Source organism: Micromonospora citrea (genome assembly GCF_900090315.1).
Classification (GTDB): Bacteria; Actinomycetota; Actinomycetes; order Mycobacteriales; family Micromonosporaceae; genus Micromonospora; species Micromonospora citrea.
Genome location: NZ_FMHZ01000002.1, coordinates 3,303,150 through 3,324,303, shown reverse-complemented (window position 1 = coordinate 3,324,303; position 21,154 = coordinate 3,303,150). Strand labels below are relative to the sequence as shown.

Below are 21,154 nucleotides of genomic sequence, written 5' to 3'. Positions count from 1 at the left end.
CGGCCCGACCGGGCCGGCCGACGGCGTGTCCGGGCCCCTACAGCCCCTCGGCGACGGCGGCGGCGATCTTCAGCCAGGCGTCCCGGGTGGCCGAGGAGAGGGCCGCGTAGCGGATCGGCTCGCCGGTGTCGATGAGCCGCTCGTACGGCGCGAGCAGCACCGCCCGCGTCCGGGCCGCGAAGTGCTCCTGGATCGCCGGCAGGTCGATCTCCTTGCGCGACGGGGGCATGGAGACCACGGTGACCGCCTGCCGGACCAGCCGCTGCCGGCCGCTCTGCTCCAGGTGGTCCAGCATCCGGGCGGCCGTCTCCGCCGAGTCGTTCCGTGCCGACATGGTGACCACCAACTGGTCGGTGGCGTCCATCGCGGCCTGCCAGTTCTGGGCGCGCACGTTGTTGCCGGTGTCCACGAAGATCAGCTTGTAGAACCGGCTCACCACCTCGCGGATCTCGGCGAACGCGGCGGCGGTGAGCATCTCGCCGCCGGTCGCCGACTCGTCGGAGGCGAGAACGTCGAACATCCCCTCGCCCTGCGACCGGACGTACTGCGACAGGTCGCCGACCCGCCCGTGCCCCTGGAACTGGCCCAGGTCTCGCAGCATGTCGCGGACCGTACGGGCGTGGAAGTCCTGCTGTGCGCGCATGCCCAGGGTGCCCTGGGTCTCGTTGTTGTCCCAGGCCAGCACGTAGCCGCCGCGCTTCTGACCGAAGGTCATGGCGAGCAGCAGGATGGCTACCGTCTTGCCGGCGCCACCCTTCGGGTTGACCACGGTCACCTGACGCAGGCCGCCGAAGTTGCGGCGGACCATCTCGATGTCCCGCCTGAGTTCCTGCTCGTGCCGTCCCGGTGGGAGCCGCAGCCCCATCTTGTTGGCCACCGCCCGTACGCCCATGCTGGCGACCGGGTCGGCCGGGCGGACCTGCCGGCGCCGGGCGAAGTCCTCGGCGGTCGGCGGCGCGGCGGCCTCGGGACGCCAGGTCGCGTCCGGGTAGGCGGTCAGCGGCTGGGTCACACCCGCCGTCGGCTGGTACGCCTGCGGCGGTGCCGGCGTGCCCCCCGGCTGCCCGGGCGGCGGGTACCAGCCGGGCTGCGGTGGGTACGGCCCAGGCTGCGGTGGGTACGGTCCGAGCTGCGGCGGTGCCGAAACGGCCTGCGGCGGTACGGCCTGTTGCGGCGGTGCCGGGACGGCCTGCGGCGGTACGGCCTGTTGCGGCGGTGCCGGGACGGCCTGCGGCGGTACGGCCTGTTGCGGCGGTGCCGGGACGGCCTGCGGCGGTACGGCCTGTTGCGGCGGCGCCGGGCTGAACTGCGGCGGCACACCGCCGGACGCCTGCGGTGTCTCCGGGCCGGTCCCCTGCCGCGCCGGCCCCGAGCCGCCCGTGGCCGGAGTCGTCGAGCCGGTGGTCGGCTCCGCGCCGGCCGCCCCGGTCCGTTGCGGTGGCTGGGCCCATGGCGATTCGGCCCCGCGCGGGCCGCCGACCGCAGCCCTGCCGCTGGCGGTGGTTGGCGCAGAGCCGCCGACCGCAGCCCTGCCGCTGGCCGAGGACGAGGTGCCCGGCGTGGTGGTGCCGTTGGTCCAGGACGGAACGGTCTCGTCCGGAGCGGGCGCCGAGCCGTCGGCGTCCGGGCGCGCGCCCTGCGACGTGCGGTCCGCCGGGTCGCCACCGCCGGCGGGAAACGCGTCGGGACCCGGCGTGGGCCTGGCCGACGGGAGAACCGGGGCCGGTCCGGCCGTGGCCGGCTGGTCGAGGGTGAAGGGCAGTTCGAGGTCGACCCGGGGCGCCGGCACCGCTGGCGGCGTGCCACCCGTCGCGGTGTCCGATGTACCGGCCGCGCCGGCCGGCGTGCCGCCGGTGTCGGTGGTCGGCCGGGCGCCCGGGCCGGCTTCGGGCGGGACCGTCGGTTTGATCGCCGGGTTCGGTGGTGTGTGCACCACCGGGGGCGTCCAGCCCTGCGCGGGCGGGGTGGGAGCCCAGGACGGACCGCCGGGCTGGCCGGACATCGCCCAACCGCTGGGAGCGGGCACCCCGCCGGTGAGCGACGGGTAGTCGGCGGGCGAGGGCGGCGCGGCCGGTGACTGACCGGTCGCCGGGTGGGGAACCGGAGGCGGGGCGGCGGGCGGCGGTGCGCCGGTCGACGGGTCCGCGGCCCACCGCGGCGTGCCGACGCCCGACCCGCCGTCGATCTGGTCCGGTGGCCAGAGTGGTTCGATGTCCCGCTCCGGCACTGGCTGCTGGCCGGGCACGTGGGCCCGGTCGGCGTTGTTGTCCACCACGGTTCCTCCCCATTCCTCCTGCCGAGGATAGGCCCACGGGCCGAACGGGGGCGGGGTGCCGCGAGGGGACGTCGAGGTCAGCCCGCCCAGATCGCCCAGGCGCCTGGCTCGGTCCACCAGGACCGCTTTCGGTTCAGTTCGCCCTCGACACCGTCGTCGAGGTACGGAAGCTTCTCGTCCCGGGGGAGCACGGAGACAGCCCGCCCGCGGGCCCGGCGTACCTCCAGCCGCACCCGCTTACGGCCGAACGTCGACCGGGTGACCACCGGCACCGCGACCGCCACCTCGACCCGCCCGTCGGTCGGATCCGGCGGGCTGAGCAGCGCCACGTCGTCCAGCCGGGCGTAGCCGCCCGCGTTGCCGATCGCGCAGGCCATGATCGGTTCGTCGCCGTCGGAGAGGACGGCGTCGTCCACCTCGACGCGTCCCCGCCAGTGCAGGGGCCGGCCGCCGTCGTCGGCGGCGCCGATCAGTGCGCCGTCCAGGGTCACCGAGCCGCCGTCGTTGCGCAGCAGGTCCAGCCGGCGGGGGGTGCCGTCCAGCACCGCGGCGGCCACCGCCGCCGGGTCGCGGGGCAGCCCGAGCTGCGCCGCCAGGTCACGGTGCGTCGTGCTCCTGGCCGGATCGAGCGGGAGTACGCCGATCGGGGGCAGGTCCGGCACCGTCCGGTTGCCGGGCAGGTCGTCGGGGCGGCGGCTGGGCGGTGGGGCGTACCGCCGGACGAGCCGGCGCACGACGGCGCGCAACTGGGCGTCGCTCGCCGCCGCCACGACGAGCCGGACCTTGGAGTCCGGGTCGGGCCAGGCGAGGCCGTCGGGGCGGGGCGGCCCGTCGAAGCGGGCGAGCACCTCGTCGATCTCGGCGTCCGAACGGGCAGTGACCGTCTCCACCCGGGCGCCCCGGGCGGTGAGCGCGTCCGCGCAGGCCAGCACCGGCACCCGGGGGGTGTCGCAGCGCTCCCCGGCCCGGGCGCCGTCGCTCGCGCAGGCATCGGTGCCGCAGACGTCCGCCGCGCAGGTGTGCGCCGCACCGGGTGCTCCGGCGTCGGGCGTCGCGCCGTCGGTGACGTCCGTTCCGGCGTCGGGCGTCGCGCCGTCGGTGACGTCCGTTCCGGCGTCGGCCCCGGGCGCCGTCGCACCGCCGCAGCAGCCACCGCCGCTGCCGCAGGCCCCGCCGGGCGCGTCGCGCTCCGAGCCGAGGGTGAGCAGCACCACGTCGTACACGGAAACGGCCTCCTGCCTCTCGACGTGACCCCTGCCGGCCGCGCCGTCACTACTTGTTAGCCTGACACCCCGGGCTCGCTGACCGGTCGCCACCTGGCACCCGAGCCTTCTGGAGGCGAGAAGATGCCAGCGATCGTGCTCCTCGGCGCCCAGTGGGGCGACGAGGGCAAGGGCAAGGTTACCGACCTGCTGGGTGAGCGGGTCGACTACGTCGTGCGCTACTCCGGCGGCAACAACGCCGGCCACACGGTGATCACCCCGGACGGTCAGAAGTACGCGCTGCACCTGATGCCGTCGGGCGCGCTCTCCCCGAGCGCGATGATCGTCATCGGCAACGGCGTGGTGGTCGACCCGAAGGTGCTGCTGGCCGAGATCGACGGGCTCGCCGAGCGCGGCGTCGACGTCAGCCGGCTGCGCATCTCCGGCGACGCACACCTGATCATGCCGCACCACCGGGCCCTCGACCGGGTCGTCGAGCGCTACCTCGGCAGCTCCCGCATCGGCACCACCGGCCGGGGCATCGGCCCGGCCTACGGGGACAAGGTCGCCCGGATGGGCATCCGGCTGCAGGACCTGCTCGACCCGGGCATCCTGCGCAAGAAGCTGGAGCTGGCGCTGCGCGAGAAGAACCAGCTCCTGTTCAAGATCTACAACCGCAAGGCCATCGACGTCGACGAGACCGTCGAGGAGTACCTCCAGTACGCCGAGCGGCTGCGGCCGTACATCGCGGAGACCCGGGTCATGCTCTGGGACGCGCTGGACCGCGGCGAGACCGTCCTGCTGGAGGGCGCCCAGGCCACCATGCTCGACATGGACCACGGCACGTACCCCTTCGTGACCTCGTCGAACCCGACGGCCGGCGGGGCCTGCGTGGGCGCCGGCATCCCGCCGACGGCGATCAGCAAGGTCATCGCGGTCAGCAAGGCGTACACGACGAGAGTCGGCTCCGGGCCGTTCCCGACCGAGCTGTTCGACGACAACGGGCAGCACCTGCGCAAGATCGGCCACGAGTACGGCACCACCACCGGCCGGGAGCGTCGCTGCGGCTGGTTCGACGCGGTCGTCGCCCGGTACGCCTGCCGCCTCAACGGCGTCACCGACCTGGTGGTCACCAAGCTCGACGTGCTCACCGGCCTGCCGAAGGTGCCGATCTGCGTCGGGTACGAGATCAACGGCGAGCGCTTCGACGACATGCCGATGACCCAGACCGACTTCCACCACGCGACTCCGATCTACGAGGAGCTCGACGGCTGGTGGGAGGACATCACCAAGGCCCGGACCGAGGACGAACTCCCGGAGAACGCGCGCCGCTACATCGCCCGCATCGAGGAACTCTGCGGCACCAGGGTGAGCGTGGTCGGCGTGGGCCCGGGCCGCGAAGAAAACGTCCTCCGCCACCCCCTCCTCCCCTAACCACCCCCGCGCCCCCACCCCCACCCCCACCCCCACCCCGCCCGGACCCACCCCGGACCCACCCCGGACCCACCCCGTTGATCATGGCGTTAGCGGCGAAGTTGATCGCGATCAGTGCCGCTAACGCCATGATCAACGGGAGCTGGGGGCGGTGATCAACGGGAGCTGGGGCGGTTGTCCACAGGGGCCGGGGGTGGTTGTCCACAGGGGGGAGCGGGACAGGGCGGGGTGGGCCAGGGTGGGTGGTCGTGGATCGTACGACGGAGCTGCGGCGGATTGCTGGCGGGCAGGACGGGTTGGTCACCCGGGTCCAGGCGCTGAGGATCGGGTTCGGGCGGCATGAGATCGACAACCTGGTCACGTTCGGCCGCTGGCGACGGGTCGCCCGAACCGTCTACCTGGTCGGCGGTGGGGCGGGCGGGGAGTCGCCGGACGGACGCGCCGCCGTCGTCGGCCCTGACGTGCCGGCCGTTCGGCGGCGACGGATCCGGGCGGCTCTGCTCTCGCTGGGTCCGCATGCGCACGCGGTCCTCGGCACGGCCGCTGAGCTTCACGGCATCGCCGGGCTGCCGCCCAGCGACGAGATCCACGTGGCGCTGCCCGGTGCCGCCGCGAGGCGGGAGCGGGTCCGACACCCCGGCCTGGTGCTCCACCAACTGGAACACCCGGCGGCCTCGGTCGTCCGCGTCGACGGTATGGCGGTCACGTGTCCGCTGCGTACCGTGGCCGAGGTGATCCGGCGTGTCGGCCGGTACCCGGCGGTCTCGGTGCTGGACTCGGCGCTGTGCCGCCGGTTGATCACGGAGGACGACCTGTTGTCCATGCCGCGCCTGTTGCGGCGCCGGCGGGGAGCGGTGGCCGCACGCGGCTACCTCGCGGAGGCGGACGGCCGCGCGCAGTCTCCGCTCGAGACCCGTACCCGGCTGCGTTGCGTCGACGGCAGAGTGCCTCCGGACGTCCTCCAGCTACCGGTACGGGACGACGACGGCTACCTGCTCGGTGTCGGTGACCTGGGTTGGCGTGGCCCGAGGGTGATCGCCGAAGCCGACGGCCGAGGGCCGCACGGCAGCCCCGAGGCGATCTTCGCCGACCGGCGCCGACAGAACCGCCTGCTCAACGCCGGGTGGACCGTCCTCCGCTTCACCTGGGCCGACACCCTGGACCCCGGCTACATCCCCTGGACCGTCCGCAACGCCATCGCCGCCTCCCACCGCCGCTGACCACGAACCCACCCCTCCCACCCCCCTCTCACCCTCCCCGCCCCGTCACCTCGTTGATCATGGCGTTAGCGGCGAAGTTGATCGCGATCAGTGCCGCTAACGCCATGATCAACGAGGCCGGGGGGAGGGGTCAGTAGGATGCGGGCGTGCGGGTACTTCTTCTTGGTGGTGGGGGGCGGGAGCATGCGCTCGCGCTCGGGCTGGCTGCGGATCCGGCCGTCGAGCAGTTGATCGCGGCACCGGGTAATCCCGGCATCGCCTCGGTCGCCTCGGTGCGGGCCGTCGATCCATGCGATCCGGCGGCCGTCGCCGCGCTGGCGGTGGAGACCGGGGCCGACCTGGTGGTGATCGGGCCCGAGGCGCCGCTGGTGGCCGGGGTCGCGGATGCCGTACGCGCCAAGGGGATCGCCGCCTTCGGGCCGTCGGCGGAGGCGGCCCGGCTGGAGGGCTCGAAGGCGTTCGCCAAGGACGTGATGACCGCCGCCGGCGTGCCGACCGCCCGCGCGTACACCTGCACGGACGCGGAGAGCACCGGCCGGGCGCTGGACGAGTTCGGCGCGCCGTACGTGGTGAAGAACGACGGGCTCGCCGCCGGCAAGGGCGTCGTGGTGACCGACGACCGCGCCGCCGCGCTGCGGCACGCAGAGGAGTGCGGCCGGGTCGTCGTCGAGGAATACCTGGCCGGCCCGGAGGTCTCCCTCTTCGTGGTCACCGACGGCGAGGCGGCGGTGCCGCTGCTGCCGGCGCAGGACTTCAAGCGGGTCGGCGACGGCGACACCGGCCCGAACACCGGCGGCATGGGGGCGTACGCGCCGCTGCCCTGGGCGCCGCCCGGCCTGGTCGACGAGGTCATGCGCGACGTCGTCCACCCGACCCTGGCCGAGATGGCGCGCCGCGGCACGCCGTTCGCGGGCCTGCTCTACGTCGGGCTGGCGATCACCGCCGACGGCCCCCGGGTGATCGAGTTCAACGCCCGCTTCGGCGACCCGGAGACGCAGGTGGTGCTCGCGCTGCTGGAGACCCCGCTCGCCGGGCTGCTGCACGCCGCCGCCACCGGCACGCTGGCCGCGCACCCGCCGCTGCGTTGGCGCGACGGGGCGGCCGTCACGGTCGTGGTCGCCGCCGAGGGCTACCCGGCCGCCCCGCGTACCGGCGACGTGATCTCCGGGGCCGAGCGCCCGGGCGTCATCCACGCGGGCACCGCGCGGCGGGCCGCCGACGGCGCGTTGCTCTCCGCCGGGGGCCGGGTCCTCTGCGGTACGGCCACCGGCCCCGACCTGGCCGCCGCGCGCGAGGCCGCCTACGAGCTGGTACGCGGCGTCGACCTGCCCGGCTCGCACCACCGCACCGACATCGCCTCCACCGCCGCCGAGGGCCGGATCACGATTCCGGGCTGACCGGGCAACCTCCACCCTTCCGGCCTCCGTTTGAGCGGTGAGGCGAGGAGGTGGCGCAGTTGACCGCCATCGCCACCACGCCCGGGTCCACGCTCTACCCCTGACCCGGCGGGTCCCGGTGCGCCGAGGGCGCCCACTGCTCGCCGAGCGGGAGCGGGCCCTCGACCCGGCCGGACGTGCCGCCGACCGGGGCGGGCGGGTGGCGGGGCGGCTCGTCCAGCGTCCGCAGCACCGGCAGCGGCGCGGCGACCAGCGCCGCCACCAGCAGCGCCCCGGCGAGCAGCAGGAACGCCGGGCGCAGCCCGAGCCACTCCACCAACGGCCCGGCGGCCAGGTAGCCCGCCGGGCCGGCGGCGTACGTGAAGGAGGTCATCACCCCGACCACCCGGCCGCGCAGCCGCTCCGGGGTGCGGGTCTGCATGGCGTAGTTGGCCAGCGGGTTGACCGGCCCGTACGCGAGCCCGATCACGGCGGCGAAGCCGAGCATGGCCGGGTACGGCGGCAGGGTGGCCAGGCCCACCAGGGCCACCCCGGTGACGACGAGGGAGATCACCATGAGGGTGCGCCGCCGGATCCGCCGTCCCGCCGTGCCGGAGGCGAGCGCCCCGACCACCGCTCCGGCGCTCATCGCCATCAGGATCGCGCCGAGGCGGGCCGGCTCGCCCTGGTCGACGAACCACGCCGGCAGCAGCACGCCCTCGACCGGCAGGTAGAGCGCGACCAGCACCATGGTGATCAGCGCGATGGTCCGCAGCAGCCGGTCCCGCCAGACGAACCGCAGCCCCTCCGCGGTGCCGGCCCACAGTCCGGCCGGGGGCCGCTCGGGGCGGCCGGCTCCGGGCAGCCGGACGGCGGCGACCAGCGCGACGGCCAGCGCGAATCCGGCGGCGGTGACCCAGAGCGTCGGGCCGGGCCCGATCGCGGCGATGAGCACGCCGCCGACGCCGGGCCCGATCAGGAAGGCGAGGCCCCAGACCGCCTCGTGGATGCCGTTGGCCCGTTCGATCCGCCACCGGGCGGCCTGCGCGGCGGCCGGCAGCAGGGTCTCCCGGGCGGTCAGCCCGGCCGGGTCGAAGACGGCGCCGAGCGCGGCCAGCGCCACGATCCAGCCGAGGTTCAGCCCGACCAGGGCGTCCAGCGCCGGGATCGCGGCGACCGAGACGGCGGAGAGCGCGTCGGAGACCAGGGCCGTACGCCGCCGGCCCAACAGGTCCACGACCGTGCCGGAGACGAGGCTCGACAGCAGCAGCGGCAGCGCGGTGGCCGCCGCGACGAGACCGGCGGCGGTGGCGCTGCCGGTGCGTTCCAGCACCAGCCACGGCAGGGCCACGGTGGCCACGCCGTTGCCGATGCCCGAGAGCAGCGTCGCCGCCTCGACCAGCAGCAGCGGCGTACGGCGGCGGGGCTCTGACCTGATCATCGTGCTGCCAGCCTAAGGGCCGCCGGCGGGACCGCGAACGGGAACGGCCGGCGCGCGGGAGCGCGAACGGGGACGGCCGGCGCGCGGGACCGCGAACGGGAACGGCCGGCGCCCGGCCCCGCCGGACCGAGCGGCCCGCCCGGCGGTCAGGTGTAGTAGCGGCGCAGTTCGCGGGTGAGCACCTTGCCGGTCGCGTTGCGCGGAAGGTACCTGACGAAGACGACGTCGCGGGGCACGGAGAAGCGGGCCAGGTAGTGCCGGACGTACTCGCGGACGGCCTCCGGGTCGAGGGTCTCGCCGGGGTGCAGGGCGAGGAACGCGGCGAGCCGCTGGCCGTACTCGGGGTCGGGTACGCCGATCACCGCGGCCTCGCGCACCTGCGGCAGCCCGGCCAGCAGGTCCTCCACCTCGGACGGGAAGACGTTCTCCCCGCCCGAGACGATCATGTCGTCCGCCCGGCCGTCGACGAAGAGCAGCCCGTCGGCGTCGAGCCGGCCCAGGTCGCCGGTGTCGAGCAGCCCGTCGCGGCGCTCCCGGGTGGCGCCGGAGGTGTAGCCCTCGAAGAGCATCTCGTTGCCGACGAAGATCCGGCCCACCGCGCCGTCCGGCACCGGCTCGCCGGCCGTGTCGAGGATCGCCAGCCGGGTGCCGTGCGGCGGGCGGCCGGCCGTGGTGGGCGCCGCGCGCAGGTCGGCCGGGTCCGCGATGGAGGCCCAGGAGACCTCGGTCGAGCCGTACAGGTTGTAGAGCACGTCGCCGTAGACGTCCATGAACCTGGGGGCGAGGCCGCCGGGCAGCGCGGACCCGCTGACCGCGACCACCTTCAACGGGGGACGTGGGTCCGGCGGGGGCACCTCCAGCAGCCGCTGCAGCATCACCGGCACGGCGAAGAGCGCGTCGCAGCGCTGCCGCGTCAGGGCGGCGAGCGTGGCGGCCGGGTCGAACCGGCGGTGCAGCACGATCGTGGCCCGCAGGGCGAAGCACACCTGGAGGGCCGCGAACCCCCAGGTGTGGAAGATCGGCGCGGCGATCAGCACCCGGTCCCCGGCGTGCAGGGGGATGCGGTCGATGATGGAGACCAGCGGCCCGAACCCGTGCGGCGTCGGGCGTCGGGCGCCCTTCGGGGCGCCGGTGGTGCCGGAGGTGAGCACGATGATCCGGCCGTCGCGTTCCGGCGGACGCAGCGCGCCGGGGGACGCGCCGGCCACCAGCTCCTCCCGGGCGCGCTCGTCGAGCCGGTGCACCTCGGCGGGCAGGCCGACGACCCGCTCGGCGAACTCCGCGTCGTGCACCAGCACCCGCAGCCGCTGCTCCTCCGCGACGGTGGCGAGCTGAGCGGCGGAGAGCCCGGTGTTGACGAGCACGGCGTCCGCGCCGAGCAGGGTGGCGGCCACGATCGTCTCGATCAGGCCGTGGTGGTTGCGGCACAGCACGCCGACCCGGTCGCCGGCCCGCACCCCGAGCGCCGCCCGCATCGCCCGGGCCGTCCGCTCGGCCCGGTCCAGCAGTTCGGCGTACGTCAGCTCGGCGCCCTCCTCGTCGATCACCACCGTCCGGTCGGGGTTGCGGGCGGTGGCCTGGCGCAGCTCGCCGCCGAGGCTCAGGCCCCACTTGCGCAGCGCGCCGAGCTGGGCGGCGATGCGGGACGGCCGGCCGGGGGTGAGTAACCCGCGCCGGGTCAGGGTGGCGACGACGAACGGCAGGTCCATGACGTGGCCTCCTCGTGCGGTGCGCGGAGGGCCCCGCACGGGGTCCCTCCGCGGGCGATCACTTCGATCACGCGCCGGGGCTGGTCGGGGTGCTGCGGTCGTTCGGGCCGCTGGTGGGCGGCCCTTCGGGGTTGCTGCGGTCGTTCGGGCCGCTGGTCGGCGGCCCTTCGGGGTTGCTGCGGTCGTTCAGGCCGCTGGTGGGCGGCCCTTCGGGGTTGCTGCGGTCGGTCCGAGCCGCTGGACGGCGGCCCATCGGGGGGCTGCGGTCGCTCGGGCCGCTCGGCGACGGCCCGGTCGGGCGGGGTGCGGGGTCAGCGGATCTGGACGCCGGAGATGGCGCGGGAGATGACCAGTCGCTGGATCTCGGAGGTGCCCTCGAAGATGGTGTAGATCTTGGCGTCCCGGTACCAGCGCTCGACCGGGTGGTCCCGCAGGAACCCGGCCCCGCCGAGCAGCTGCACGGCCTTCTCGGTGACGGAGACGGCCACCTCGCCGGCCTTCAGCTTGGACATCGAGCCCTCGCCGGCGGTGAAGGGCCGGTTGTTGCGGCCCATCCAGGAGGCCCGCCAGACCAGCAGCCGGGCGGCGTCGATCTCCGTCTTCATGTCGGCCAGCGCGAACGCGACCGCCTGGTTCTCGATGATCGGCCGGCCGAACTGGACCCGGTCCTTCGCGTAGTCCAGGGCGTACTCGTAGGCGGCCCGGGCCACGCCCAGCGCCTGCGCGCCGACCGTGGGTCGGGACAGCTCGAAGGTGCGCATCGCCGCCTGGCCGGAGGCGCGCCGGCCGGAACGGGCCCGCGCCAACCGCTCGTCCAGGGCGTCCCTGCCGCCGAGGAGGCAGCGCCCCGGCACGCGTACGTCGTCGAGGAAGACGTCGGCGGTGTGCGACGCGCGCAGGCCCAGCTTGCGCAGCTTGCGGGTCGCGGTCAGCCCGGCGGTGCCCGGCGGTACGACGAACGCCGCCTGCCCACGGGAGCCGAGCGACGGGTCGACCGAGGCGGTGACCACGTGCACCCCGGCGATCCCGCCGTTGGTGGCGTACGCCTTCTGGCCGCTCAGCACCCACTCGTCGCTCGCCTCGTCGTAGACGGCCCGGGTGCGCATCGCGCCGACGTCGGAGCCGGCCTCGGGCTCGGTGGTGCAGAACGCGGCGACGGCCGGTTCGTCGACGGTGCCGAAGCACTGCGGCACCCATTCGACCATCTGGTCGGGGGTGCCCGCGCCGTAGATCGCGGCCACCGCGAGGGAGGTGCCGAAGATGCCCAGCCCGATGCCGGCGTCACCCCAGAAGAGCTCCTCGCTGGCGATCGGGAGGGAGAGGCCGGTGGGGTCGGCCCAGCAGGTGGCGAGGAACTCGAAGCCGTACAGGCCGACCTTCGCCGCCTCCTGGATGATCGGCCAGGGGGTCTCCTCCCGGGCGTCCCACTCGGCCGCGGCCGGGCGCACGACCTCGGCGGCGAAGCCGTGCACCCAGTCGCGCAGATCCCGCTGTTCCTCGTTCAGGTCGAGCGAGAACTCGGCCATCTCAGGCCTTGGGGATGTCGAACAGGTTGGCGATGTTGGCTGCCAGGCCCAGGTCGCCCTTGGCCTTGAGCTTGCCGGTCATGAACATCATGACGGGGTTCGCGCCACCGGAGACGATCTTCAGGAACTCGACCGGGCCCATGGTGAGGCTGAGCTTCGGGTCGTGCTGCGGGGTCTCGTTGACGGTGCAGGCGCCGTCGGCGACGACCACCTCGTAGGTGTCGGTGCCGCCGTCGGGACGGCCGGTGATGTTCCAGTGGATGACCGCGTTGGTCGAGCCCGCCCGGTCGGCGCGGAAGAGCTGCGGCATCCGGCCGAAGACCTCGCTGAGGATCTTGCCGCGCAGGTCGCCGGACATGACCTCGGCGATCTTGTCGTCCGGGGTGGACTTGACCAGCTGGGCGAACTCCTTGGGGCCGACGTTCGCGAAGTTGGCCGGGTCGAAGTCAGTCATGGGGCTGCACCTTCCGGGTATTGGCTACTCGTGCGTAACCCTACGCACGAGTAGGTATGCTCGCAAGGGTGTCCACCGCACCCACCTTCAAGCGCCTCCCCCGTGCCGTACGCGAGCAGCAGATGCTCGACGCGGCCGTGAAAGTCTTCTCCCGCAGGGGGTTCCACGCGGCCAGCATGGACGAGATCGCCGAGGACGCCGGCATCTCGAAGCCGATGGTCTACGCGTACCTCGGCACCAAGGAGGAACTCTTCGTCGCCTGCCTGCACCGGGAGGGCACCCGGATGATGCAGGCCATCGCCGGGGCGGCGGCCCCGGAGCTGCCGGCCGACGAGCGGCTCTGGCGCGGCCTGCGGGCGTTCTTCGGCTTCGTCGGAGCGCACCGGGACGGGTGGGCGGTGCTCTACCGGCAGGCCCGGGGCGAGCAGCCGTTCGCCGGCGAGCTGGCGGGCATGCGCGCCCGACTGGTCGACATCGTCGCCGGGATGCTCGACCACGCGCTGCGCGCCGAGGGGCGCGAGGCCGGCGAGACCGACCTGGAGGTCGTCGCGTACGCCCTGGTGGGGGCGACCGAGTCGCTGGCCGACTGGCTCGCTGACCACCCGGACGCCGATCCGGAGAAGACCGCGACCCGGATGATGAACGTCGCCTGGCTCGGGGCCGGGCAGCTGCTGGCCGGCGCCACCTGGCGGCCCGGGCGGTAGGAAGCCGGGCCGGGAGGAGCGGGGTCAGCCCGGCGACCTGGCCGGCTTTCGGGCCGGCGCGGCGCAGGCCGCCCGAGCGGGTCAGCGCGGCAGCCTGACCGGCTCCCGGGCCGGCGCGGCGGAGGCCGCCCGGCGGCGGCCGACGAGCCAGCGGGTCACCTCCACCACCAGGGTCACCGTCAGGGCGAGGCCCAGGCCGAGCAGCAGCCCGCGGATCGGGTCCTGCTCGAAGGCGAGCCCGCCCAGGTAGCCGACGAGCGCCGAGTAGACGCCCCACGAGCAGGCGGCGAGCGCGTCGAAGGCGAGGAACCGCCGCCGGGGGAAGCGGGTCGCGCCCATGGTCATCGTGACGGCGGTCCGGCCACCCGGGACGTACCGGGCGACGGTGAGGATCAGCCCGCCCCGGGTGGCGATCCCGCGCCGCGCCCACTCGTAGGCGGCACGCCGCCGGCCGCCCTCGGGCAGGCGGGCGAGCAGCCGACCGCCGCCGTGCCGGCCGATGGCGTACGAGACGTGGTCGCCGACCAGCGCGCCGGCCGCCGCGACCACGATCACGGCCGTCAGGTCGGGCCGACCGGTCGCCGCGAACACGCCGGCGGTGATCACGGCCGTCTCGCTGGGCACCGCCGGGAAGAAGCCGTCGATCACCGCGATCGCGAAGAGCGCCAGGTAGACCCAGGGCGAGGACATCGTCTGGTGGAGCAGGTCGAGCACCGAATCCATGATCTCGATGCTGGTGCGGCGGGACGGCGCCGCCATCGGCCGACGGTCAGGCGGCACGTGCGACTTAAGTCGTGCCCGACCCGGAGACGGATCCGGGTCGGGCCCGGCGGTTTCTCAGGGTCGGGCGCGGGCGGCGCGGGCAGCCGAGCGTAGGCCGGGCGGCAGCGGCCTCCGTCCGGCCTAGGCTCGGGACGTGACCTCCCGCGCCGTCGCGCTCCGCCACACCGTCGACCGGTACGCCCCCGTGCTGCTCGCCGTCGTCGTGGCGGCGGCGGTCTGGGGGTCGGCGACCGGCGCGCTGGGGGCACGCTCGCCGCTGCCCCGGGCGTTGGTCCTCGCCGTCGCCGTCCTCGCAGGCTGGGCCGCCGCGACGGTACGCGCGCGGTGCTGGCCGCTGTTCGTGGCGGCCGCCGCGGCGTGGCTGCTCCTGGCGGCCTGGCCGGCGGCGGTCGTGGCCTCCGGTCAGGCGGGCCTGCGGCTGCGGGACCGGCGGCGGCTCCTCGCCTTCCTCGCCGGCGCGGCCCTGGTCTCGGCCGTGGGCGTGCTGATCGGGGTGGCCGTCGGCGGCGAGCGGCGGCTGACCACCGCCACGCCCGCCAACGCGACGGCGATGTTCGCGTTGACCGTGTTGTTTCCGCTGGTCGTCGGGCTCTGGATACGCGCCCGCCGGGACACTCTCAGCGTGCTGCGGGACCGGGCCGAGCGGCTGGAACGCGAGCAGGAGGCGCGCGCGGAGCGCGTCCGGGCCGAGGAGCGCGCCCGGATCGCCCGGGAGATGCACGACGTGGTGGCGCACCGGGTGTCGCTGATGGTGGTGCACGCGGGAGCGCTCGAGGTCACCGCCGCCGACCCGGCGACCGTCGAGGCCGCGACCCTGATCCGGTCCACCGGGCGGCAGGCCCTCACCGACCTGCGCGAGGTGCTCGGCGTGCTGCGCCAGCCCGGCCCCGCCGGCCGGCCGGCGACCGTTGCGGACGGGCTGGCCGGCGTCGACGACCTGGTGCGGGAGTCCCGCGCCGCCGGGCTCCGGGTCGACCGGCGCGACGAGGGGACGCCCCGGCCTGTTCCCGCCACCGTCGGCCGGACCGTGTACCGGGTGGTCCAGGAGGCGCTGACGAACGTCCGCAAGCACGCGCCGGACACGGACACCACCGTCCGGCTGCGCCACCTGTCGGGCGGGGTGGAGGTCAGCGTCCGCAACACCCCGTCGGGCGGCGTGCCCGGGGCGGACGCGGGCGCGCCCCCGGAGGGTGCCGAGCCCGGACCGGGCGCGCGGGGCCGGGTGGCGGACCGCGCGGCCGTGCGGGGTGCGGCGGGTGGGTCGGCGGACGATGCGGGTCTGTCGGGTGCACGTGGCCGGGTGGTGGATCGCGCGGCTGTGCGGGGTGCGGCGGGTCGGCCGGCGGGGGGTGCGGCGGTGCGGGGCTCGGGTGGTGGGTCGGCGGGCGGTGTGGGCCTGCCGGGGGCGGGGCTCGGGCTGATCGGCCTGCGGGAGCGGGTGGAGCTGCTGGGCGGGCGGCTGGAGGCCGGCCCGTGCGACGGCGGCTTCCTGGTCCGGGCGCTGATCCCGGTGGAGGAGGCGACGTGATCCGGGTCCTGGTCGTCGACGACGAGCACCTCGTCCGCTCCGGCCTGCGGCTGATCCTGGAGGCGGCGCCGGAGCTCACCGTCGTCGGCGAGGCCGCCGACGGGGCGGGGGCGCTGGCCGAGACGCGGCGACTCCGCCCCGACGTGGTCCTGCTCGACGTCCGGATGCCGGGCACCGACGGGCTGACCGCCGCGCCGGAGCTGGTCGCCACCGGCGCGAAGGTGATCATGCTGACCACCTTCGATCAGGACGAGTACGTGCACCGGGCGCTACGCGCCGGAGCCGTCGGCTTCCTGCTCAAGGACACGCCGCCCCGGGACCTCGCCGCCGCGGTGCGTACCGTGGCCGCCGGCAACGCGATGCTCGCCCCGACCGTGACCCGGCGGCTGATCGACTCCTTCGCCGAGCGTGGCCCGGCCCGGCGGGACGCCGCGCGGCAGCGGCTCGGCCAGCTCACCGAGCGGGAGCTGGAGATCGTCCGGGAGGTGGGCCGGGGGCTCGGCAACGCCGAGATCGCCCGCCGCCTGACGATGAGCGAGGCGACCGTCAAGGCACACGTGAGCCGCGCGCTCGCCAAGCTCCAGCTCGCCAACCGGGTGCAGCTCGCGATCCTGGTCCACGACGCCGACCTCCTCTGACAGCCCGTGCGGCAGGAGGGCCGCCGTGCGGCGGGCTGGTCAGGAGCGGGTGCGCTGGCGGGGGGTGCGGTGGCGCAGCCAGCGGAACGACTCCAGCAGCAGCGTGACCGCCACCGACACGCCCACCCCCGCGAGGACGCCCTTGACCGGGTCGCGTTCGAACGCCAGCCCGCCGAAGTAGCCGAGCAGGGCGCAGTAGAGCGCCCAACTCGTCGCCGCGACCGCGTCGAACAGCAGGAACGAGCGGAGCGGGTAGCGGACCGCCCCCATGGTGAGGGTGACCGCGGTGCGGCCACCGGGCACGTACCGGGCGGTGGTCAGGATCAGCCCGCCGCGCCGGTGCACGGCCCGGCGGGCCCACTCGGAGCCGGCCCGCCGTCGACTGTCGGCGGGTAACCGGGCGAGCCGGTTGGCGCCGCCGCCGCGCCCGATGGCGTACGAGACGTGGTCGCCGGCGCAGGCCCCCAGCGCGGCGGCGACGATCACCGCGACCAGGTTGGGGTTGCCGCCGGTGGCGAGCACGGCGGCGGTGATCACGGCCGCCTCGCCGGGTACCGCCGGGAAGAACGCGTCGACCGCGGTGAGCCCGAACAGCAGCAGGTACACCCACGGGGAGGTGACCAGCTGCCGCAGCAGGTCGAGCGCGGACTCCACGCCCCCATGCTCGCCGGGCGCGGCCCGCCCGGTGGCCGAGTCGCGAGACTCGCGGGGCAGCCGGACGTGCCGGACCGGGGCCGCGCCGCCAGACGCGCCGGATCAGCCCGACCTGCCGGGCCCGGCGTCGACCAGGGTCGGCGGGGCGAGCAGCGGGCCGTTCGGGACCTTGTCTCCGGCGGTGGGGCCGTGCGAGGTGAGCACCACCGGGGTGGCCAGTTCCTCGGCGACCGCCGACGGCCAGTCGACGGGGGCGTCGTCGTGGACCGGGCGGGAGCGCAGCAGCCGGGCGGTCAGCGCCGCCAGCCGGTCCAGGTCGCCGGGCGGGCCCGGGGTGAGCCGGTCGGTCCAGTCGTAGCGGCGGCAGATCCGCAGCCCGGGGCCGGCGAGGTCGAGGTGGGTCAGCGCCAGGCCGTCGACCCCGCCGGCGGCGGCGAGGGCGTACCGGTGGGCGACCGCGTCGAAGTGGCCGAACCGGAAGCGCCCCTGCCACGGGTTGGTCGGGTTGTGCGGGTCGGTCAGCGGCAGAGCCGGGTCCTCGGTCACCAGCGGGCCCGGGCCGTGCCGGGTGGTGACCACGCGCAGCACCCCGATCCGGGTGGCAGTGCCGGCCTGGCCCGCCTCGGCGAGCAGGCTGTCGACGTTGGCGAACGTGGTGGTGCTCCATGTCGTGTACGGGTGGAAGCCGTGCCACTCGTCGAGCAGCACCCCCTGTGCGCCCTCGAAGACGCAGGTGCCGGCGCGCAGCGCCCCGGCGAGCCAGCCCCGGTCGACGATCGCCACCCGCCCGGCGAACCCGGTGAACGCGGGCAGGCAGTCGTCGACGGGCGGCGCGTCCAGCGGGCCGAGTTCGGCGGTCAGCCGGTCCCGCAGGGCTGCCAGCCGGCGGCGCAGCAGCGCCGGGTGGAGGCAGTCGGCCACCCGGGGCGCTTCGTCGGGGTGGGCGAGCGCGTACGCCATGGTCTCGCCCACCCCCAGCCCGCAGGAGCCGTGCCGGTCGGCTCCCCGGGCGATCTCCCGGGCCCGGTTGGCGGCCCGGTGGTACGGGGTGGCGAGCAGCGCCTCCCCGTCCACCGTCAGCCGGTCGAGCGCGTCGGGCACCCCGACGGAGGCGAGGTGGTCGGCCTCGGCGGCCAGCGCCAGCGGGTCCACCACCACGTGCCGCGACAGGTGCGTACGGACGCCGGGGTGGAAGGTCCCGGCCCCGAACTGCGCGAACGTGTGGTGCCGCCCGTCGCGCAGCACGACGTTGTGCGCCGCCTGCGCGCCCCCGTTGAAGCGGACCACCGTGTGCACGGGCCGGGTGGCGCAGAGCCAGTCCACGACCGTGCCCTTGCCGGCGTCGCCGTAGCCGAGGTCGACCACCGCCACGTGCCCGCTCACGGAGCCTCCCCGCCGTAGCCGCCGTAGCCGCCGTGGCCGCCGTGGCCGCGGGAGCTGCGGGAGCCGTCGTGGCCGGGGTCGGCCACCGCCTCGTGCCTCACAGCCGGGTCACCTCGCCGCCGGTGTCGCGGAAGGCGGGCAGCGTCGACACCTCGGCGCGCCGCCCCCGGCCCAGCCGGGCCAGCGCCTTGGACACCGTGCCGGTGGCGTTCGAGCCGGCCCGGTCCAGGTGGCGCAGGCCCTCGTCCAGGTCGACGGCCTGCTCGCCGAGCCCGATGGTGAGCGCGATGGTCTCGCAGACCGCGTCGAGATCGTCCAGCACGACTGCGTTCTGCCCGAGCAGGCTCCGCCAGAAGTCCAGCACCTTGGCGTTGCCCGAGTAGTGGCTGCCGGCGGGGAGCAGGTAGTAGGTGTCCCAGCGGCGGGTCACCTCGTCGACGACCTGCCGCAGCGGCACGTCCTCGCGCGGGCCGTCGCCGATCAGGCGGGCCACCTCGCGCGCCTTCACCTGGGGGTACGCCAGCTCGTCGCCGATGATGAACAGGTAGCCGCGCCGGCCGCGCCTCTCCCAGGCGTCGGTCACGGTGTGTCGGGCCATGAAGTACATGGCCAGCTCGTACGACTCGGTCATCTGTCCGCCGCCGCCGCCCTCCAGCACGATGCGGCCGAGGTCGTCGTCCATCCGGTTGTCCGACTCGAACTGCCCCACCTGCAACGGCACCCGGTCGCAGGTGGCGTCGCCGATCGCGCCGAACATGATCTGCGGGTCGCTGGCGTAGCCCTGCCGTTGCAGCAGCCCGAGCAGCCGCGGCAGCTTGGTCTGCAGGACGCGTGGCACGTTGCGCATCGAGCCGGTCACGTCGAACAGCACCGCGATGGGCGTCGACCGGGGGTGCTCGTCGGAGTCGCGGCTCTCGCGTACCACGCCCCGGGGGTCGAGCGAGGGGTGCACGGTGCGCGCCCCGCTGTCGCTGTACGAGAACGCGCTCCTGCCGGTCTTCCGGCGGTAGCGGTCGGCGGCGTCGTACACGTCGGTGGACCACATTCCACTGCCCATGACAGCTCCTTACGGGTTGAGGGTGAAGGGTCGGAAGGTGCGCGGCCCGTAGAGCCGTTCCAGCACCTCGTCCAGTTCGTGCAGCAGGCGCCAGGCGTCGTCGGGCCGGGCGCCCAGGGCCCGCTGGCGGCAGCCCCGCGCGAAGGCGTCCAGCTCGCGCGGCGCGCGGGGCCCCATCAGCCAGCTCATGCATCCGCTGGCCATGGCGATGTCGGTGCCCGGCCCGCAGGGCCGCTTCCGGAGGATCTCGTCGGGGTACCACCGTGCGTCGTGGCCGGGGACCAGCGCGGGGACGGTGCTGCCGACGGGCGCGGAGAAGCACCAGTCGACGAGCACCACGCCGTGCTGGTCGGGCTGGATCAGCACGTGCGGCGGCAGGACCGCGCCGTGCACGATGCCCGCCCGGTGGGCCAGGCCGAGCGCGACCAGCAGCCGCCGCCACATCCAGGCGACGTCGCGGGCGTCCAGCCCGTCGGGGTACGCGCGCCGCACCTCGGTCAGGTCGTGCAGGCCGGGCGCGGTGGCGAGCACGTTGATCCGCCGTTCGGCGCCGGTCGCGGCGTCGGAGTGCCGGAACGAGTCCACCAGCCGGGGCACGTACGGCAGGTAGCGCGGGTCGCCGCGCTCGGCGATGGTGTGCAGGGCGTGCGCCTCGCGGGCCATCAGGTCGTTGTCGGAGGGCCGCCGGGGCAGCTTGAGCAGGCGGTCGGCGCCGACGTCGTAGAGGTCGGCCAGGTCACCCGAGTGGGCCGGCGTGCCGAGGCGGTAGTCGCCGAGGACGGTGACCCGGCGGGCCTTCCAGCGGGTGGTGACCCGGACGAACGCGTCGGTGGCCTCGGCGCGTACGGCCGGGTCGGCCGGCAGGCGGTCGGGGTGCAGGGCCGCGACCAGCTCGCGGTAGCGGCGGGCCGGCTGGTCCGCGCCGAACAGGTCGGCGTCGCTGCGGGCCGCCGTGACCAGGCGGATGGCCTCCGCGGTCCTCATCGCACCGTCTCCTCCCGCGCGGGGCGCAGCAGCGCCGGGTGCAGCAGCCGGGCGTCGCCGGCCCGGTAGAGCCTGGCGCGGGGGCCGCCGCGCGCGCCGCCGCGCTCGGTGTTGGCGCCGGTGCTCTCCACGAAGCCGGGCACGGAGAGCACCTTGCGGTGGAAGTTGCCGGCGTGCAGGGGGTGCCCCCAGACCGTCTCGTAGACGGCGCGCAGCTCGCTGATGGTGAACTCGCCGGCGAGGAAGCGGGTGGCGAGCGGGGTGTATTCCAGCTTGGACCGGGCCCGCTCCAGCGCGTCGTCGATGATCCGGCCGTGGTCGAAGGCGAGCTGCCGGCTGGCCAGGCCGGTCACCGGCAGCCAGGCCGCCTCGTCGGCGTCGCTGCCGGCGGCCGGGTCGGGCAGGTCGGGCGCGAACGCGAGGTGGGCGACCGAGACGACGCGCATCCGCGGGTCGCGGTCGGGGTCGCCGTAGCTGGCGAGCTGCTCCAGGTGTACGCGGCGCAGCCCCTCCCCGCCGAGCCCGGTCTCCTCGGCCAGCTCGCGCCGGGCGCCGGCGAGCAGGTCCTCGGCGGGGCGGACGAAGCCGCCGGGCAGCGCCCAGTGCCCCTCGAAGGGGGGCTCGCCGCGCCGGATCAGCAGCAGGTGCAGCGCGCCGTGCCGGATGGTCAGCGCCACCACGTCGACGGTGACCGCGACCGCCGGATAGGCCCGGGGGTCGTACGCGGCCAGGAACTCCCGCTCGTCCACGTCGTCCCTCTCATCTTGAGAACATCTCGATCTGAGA

18 protein-coding genes are annotated in these 21,154 nt (G+C 75.3%); 6 read left to right on the top strand and 12 right to left on the bottom strand.

Features of this window, described 5'->3' with window-relative positions:
- Window positions 1-37: 37 nt before the first annotated feature.
- Window positions 38-2,275 (bottom strand): MinD/ParA family ATP-binding protein, encoded by a 2,238-nt coding sequence (locus GA0070606_RS15235; RefSeq protein WP_091099933.1) that lies wholly within the window; start codon window positions 2,273-2,275, stop codon window positions 38-40.
- A 77-nt stretch (window positions 2,276-2,352) separates the two neighbouring features.
- On the bottom strand, window positions 2,353-3,498 hold the full coding sequence (locus GA0070606_RS15230; RefSeq protein ID WP_091099929.1) for a diacylglycerol kinase family protein: 1,146 nt from the start codon (window positions 3,496-3,498) through the stop codon (window positions 2,353-2,355).
- A gap of 123 nt (window positions 3,499-3,621) precedes the next feature.
- Here GA0070606_RS15230 and GA0070606_RS15225 point away from each other — a divergent pair, with 123 nt between their 5' ends.
- From GA0070606_RS15225 to purD, 3 genes are all read left to right on the top strand, one after another.
- The gene (locus tag GA0070606_RS15225) at window positions 3,622-4,911 is read left to right on the top strand and encodes an adenylosuccinate synthase (protein WP_091099925.1); all 1,290 of its coding nucleotides are present in this window, start codon (window positions 3,622-3,624) and stop codon (window positions 4,909-4,911) included.
- Window positions 4,912-5,159: 248 nt separating this feature from the next.
- Complete coding sequence (locus GA0070606_RS15220) at window positions 5,160-6,131, top strand: hypothetical protein (protein ID WP_091107764.1); 972 nt, start codon at window positions 5,160-5,162, stop codon at window positions 6,129-6,131.
- 146 nt (window positions 6,132-6,277) lie between these two features.
- On the top strand, window positions 6,278-7,528 hold the full coding sequence (gene purD, locus GA0070606_RS15215; RefSeq protein WP_091099922.1) for a phosphoribosylamine--glycine ligase: 1,251 nt from the start codon (window positions 6,278-6,280) through the stop codon (window positions 7,526-7,528).
- Between the two features lie 94 nt (window positions 7,529-7,622).
- On the opposite strand, the gene GA0070606_RS15210 is transcribed toward purD, so the two are convergent.
- The 4 genes from GA0070606_RS15210 to GA0070606_RS15195 form a co-directional block, all read right to left on the bottom strand.
- The gene (locus GA0070606_RS15210; RefSeq protein WP_091099918.1) at window positions 7,623-8,948 is read right to left on the bottom strand and encodes an MFS transporter; all 1,326 of its coding nucleotides are present in this window, start codon (window positions 8,946-8,948) and stop codon (window positions 7,623-7,625) included.
- Window positions 8,949-9,094: 146 nt separating this feature from the next.
- Window positions 9,095-10,657 carry an AMP-binding protein gene (locus GA0070606_RS15205; RefSeq protein ID WP_091099914.1) on the bottom strand — a complete coding sequence of 521 codons (1,563 nt, stop codon included), beginning with the start codon at window positions 10,655-10,657 and terminating at the stop codon, window positions 9,095-9,097.
- 311 nt (window positions 10,658-10,968) lie between these two features.
- Entirely contained in the window at window positions 10,969-12,183 is a 1,215-nt protein-coding gene (locus GA0070606_RS15200; RefSeq protein ID WP_091099911.1) for an acyl-CoA dehydrogenase family protein, read from the bottom strand.
- Between the two features lies 1 nt (window position 12,184).
- The gene (locus GA0070606_RS15195; RefSeq protein ID WP_091099907.1) at window positions 12,185-12,637 is read right to left on the bottom strand and encodes an SCP2 sterol-binding domain-containing protein; all 453 of its coding nucleotides are present in this window, start codon (window positions 12,635-12,637) and stop codon (window positions 12,185-12,187) included.
- Between the two features lie 68 nt (window positions 12,638-12,705).
- On the opposite strand from GA0070606_RS15195, the gene GA0070606_RS15190 reads away from it, so the two are divergent.
- Window positions 12,706-13,341, top strand: a complete 636-nt coding sequence (locus GA0070606_RS15190; RefSeq protein ID WP_176737328.1) for a TetR/AcrR family transcriptional regulator — start codon at window positions 12,706-12,708, stop codon at window positions 13,339-13,341.
- A gap of 81 nt (window positions 13,342-13,422) precedes the next feature.
- Here the strand turns inward: GA0070606_RS15190 and GA0070606_RS15185 are convergent, their stop codons facing one another.
- Window positions 13,423-14,064 (bottom strand): DedA family protein, encoded by a 642-nt coding sequence (locus tag GA0070606_RS15185; RefSeq protein WP_091107762.1) that lies wholly within the window; start codon window positions 14,062-14,064, stop codon window positions 13,423-13,425.
- A gap of 193 nt (window positions 14,065-14,257) precedes the next feature.
- On the opposite strand from GA0070606_RS15185, the gene GA0070606_RS32915 reads away from it, so the two are divergent.
- Window positions 14,258-15,652, top strand: coding sequence for a sensor histidine kinase (locus tag GA0070606_RS32915; RefSeq protein WP_218106021.1), 1,395 nt, complete (start codon window positions 14,258-14,260; stop codon window positions 15,650-15,652).
- The gene (locus GA0070606_RS15175) at window positions 15,649-16,290 is read left to right on the top strand and encodes a response regulator (protein ID WP_091099899.1); all 642 of its coding nucleotides are present in this window, start codon (window positions 15,649-15,651) and stop codon (window positions 16,288-16,290) included. The genes GA0070606_RS32915 and GA0070606_RS15175 overlap by 4 nt, the downstream gene beginning before the upstream one ends.
- Window positions 16,291-16,329: 39 nt before the next feature.
- On the opposite strand, the gene GA0070606_RS15170 is transcribed toward GA0070606_RS15175, so the two are convergent.
- The 5 genes from GA0070606_RS15170 to GA0070606_RS15150 all read right to left on the bottom strand — a co-directional run bounded on the left by GA0070606_RS15170 (window position 16,330) and on the right by GA0070606_RS15150 (window position 21,117).
- Complete coding sequence (locus tag GA0070606_RS15170; protein ID WP_091099896.1) at window positions 16,330-16,944, bottom strand: DedA family protein; 615 nt, start codon at window positions 16,942-16,944, stop codon at window positions 16,330-16,332.
- Between the two features lie 102 nt (window positions 16,945-17,046).
- A complete protein-coding gene (locus GA0070606_RS15165) occupies window positions 17,047-18,327 on the bottom strand; it encodes an adenylosuccinate synthetase (RefSeq protein ID WP_091099892.1) in 1,281 nt (426 codons plus the stop codon).
- 97 nt (window positions 18,328-18,424) lie between these two features.
- Complete coding sequence (locus GA0070606_RS15160) at window positions 18,425-19,384, bottom strand: hypothetical protein (RefSeq protein WP_091099888.1); 960 nt, start codon at window positions 19,382-19,384, stop codon at window positions 18,425-18,427.
- A 9-nt stretch (window positions 19,385-19,393) separates the two neighbouring features.
- A complete protein-coding gene (locus GA0070606_RS15155; protein ID WP_091099885.1) occupies window positions 19,394-20,368 on the bottom strand; it encodes a serine/threonine protein kinase in 975 nt (324 codons plus the stop codon).
- Complete coding sequence (locus GA0070606_RS15150) at window positions 20,365-21,117, bottom strand: NUDIX hydrolase (RefSeq protein ID WP_091099881.1); 753 nt, start codon at window positions 21,115-21,117, stop codon at window positions 20,365-20,367. Before GA0070606_RS15150 ends, GA0070606_RS15155 begins: the two co-directional genes overlap by 4 nt.
- Between the last annotated feature and the right edge of the window lie 37 nt (window positions 21,118-21,154).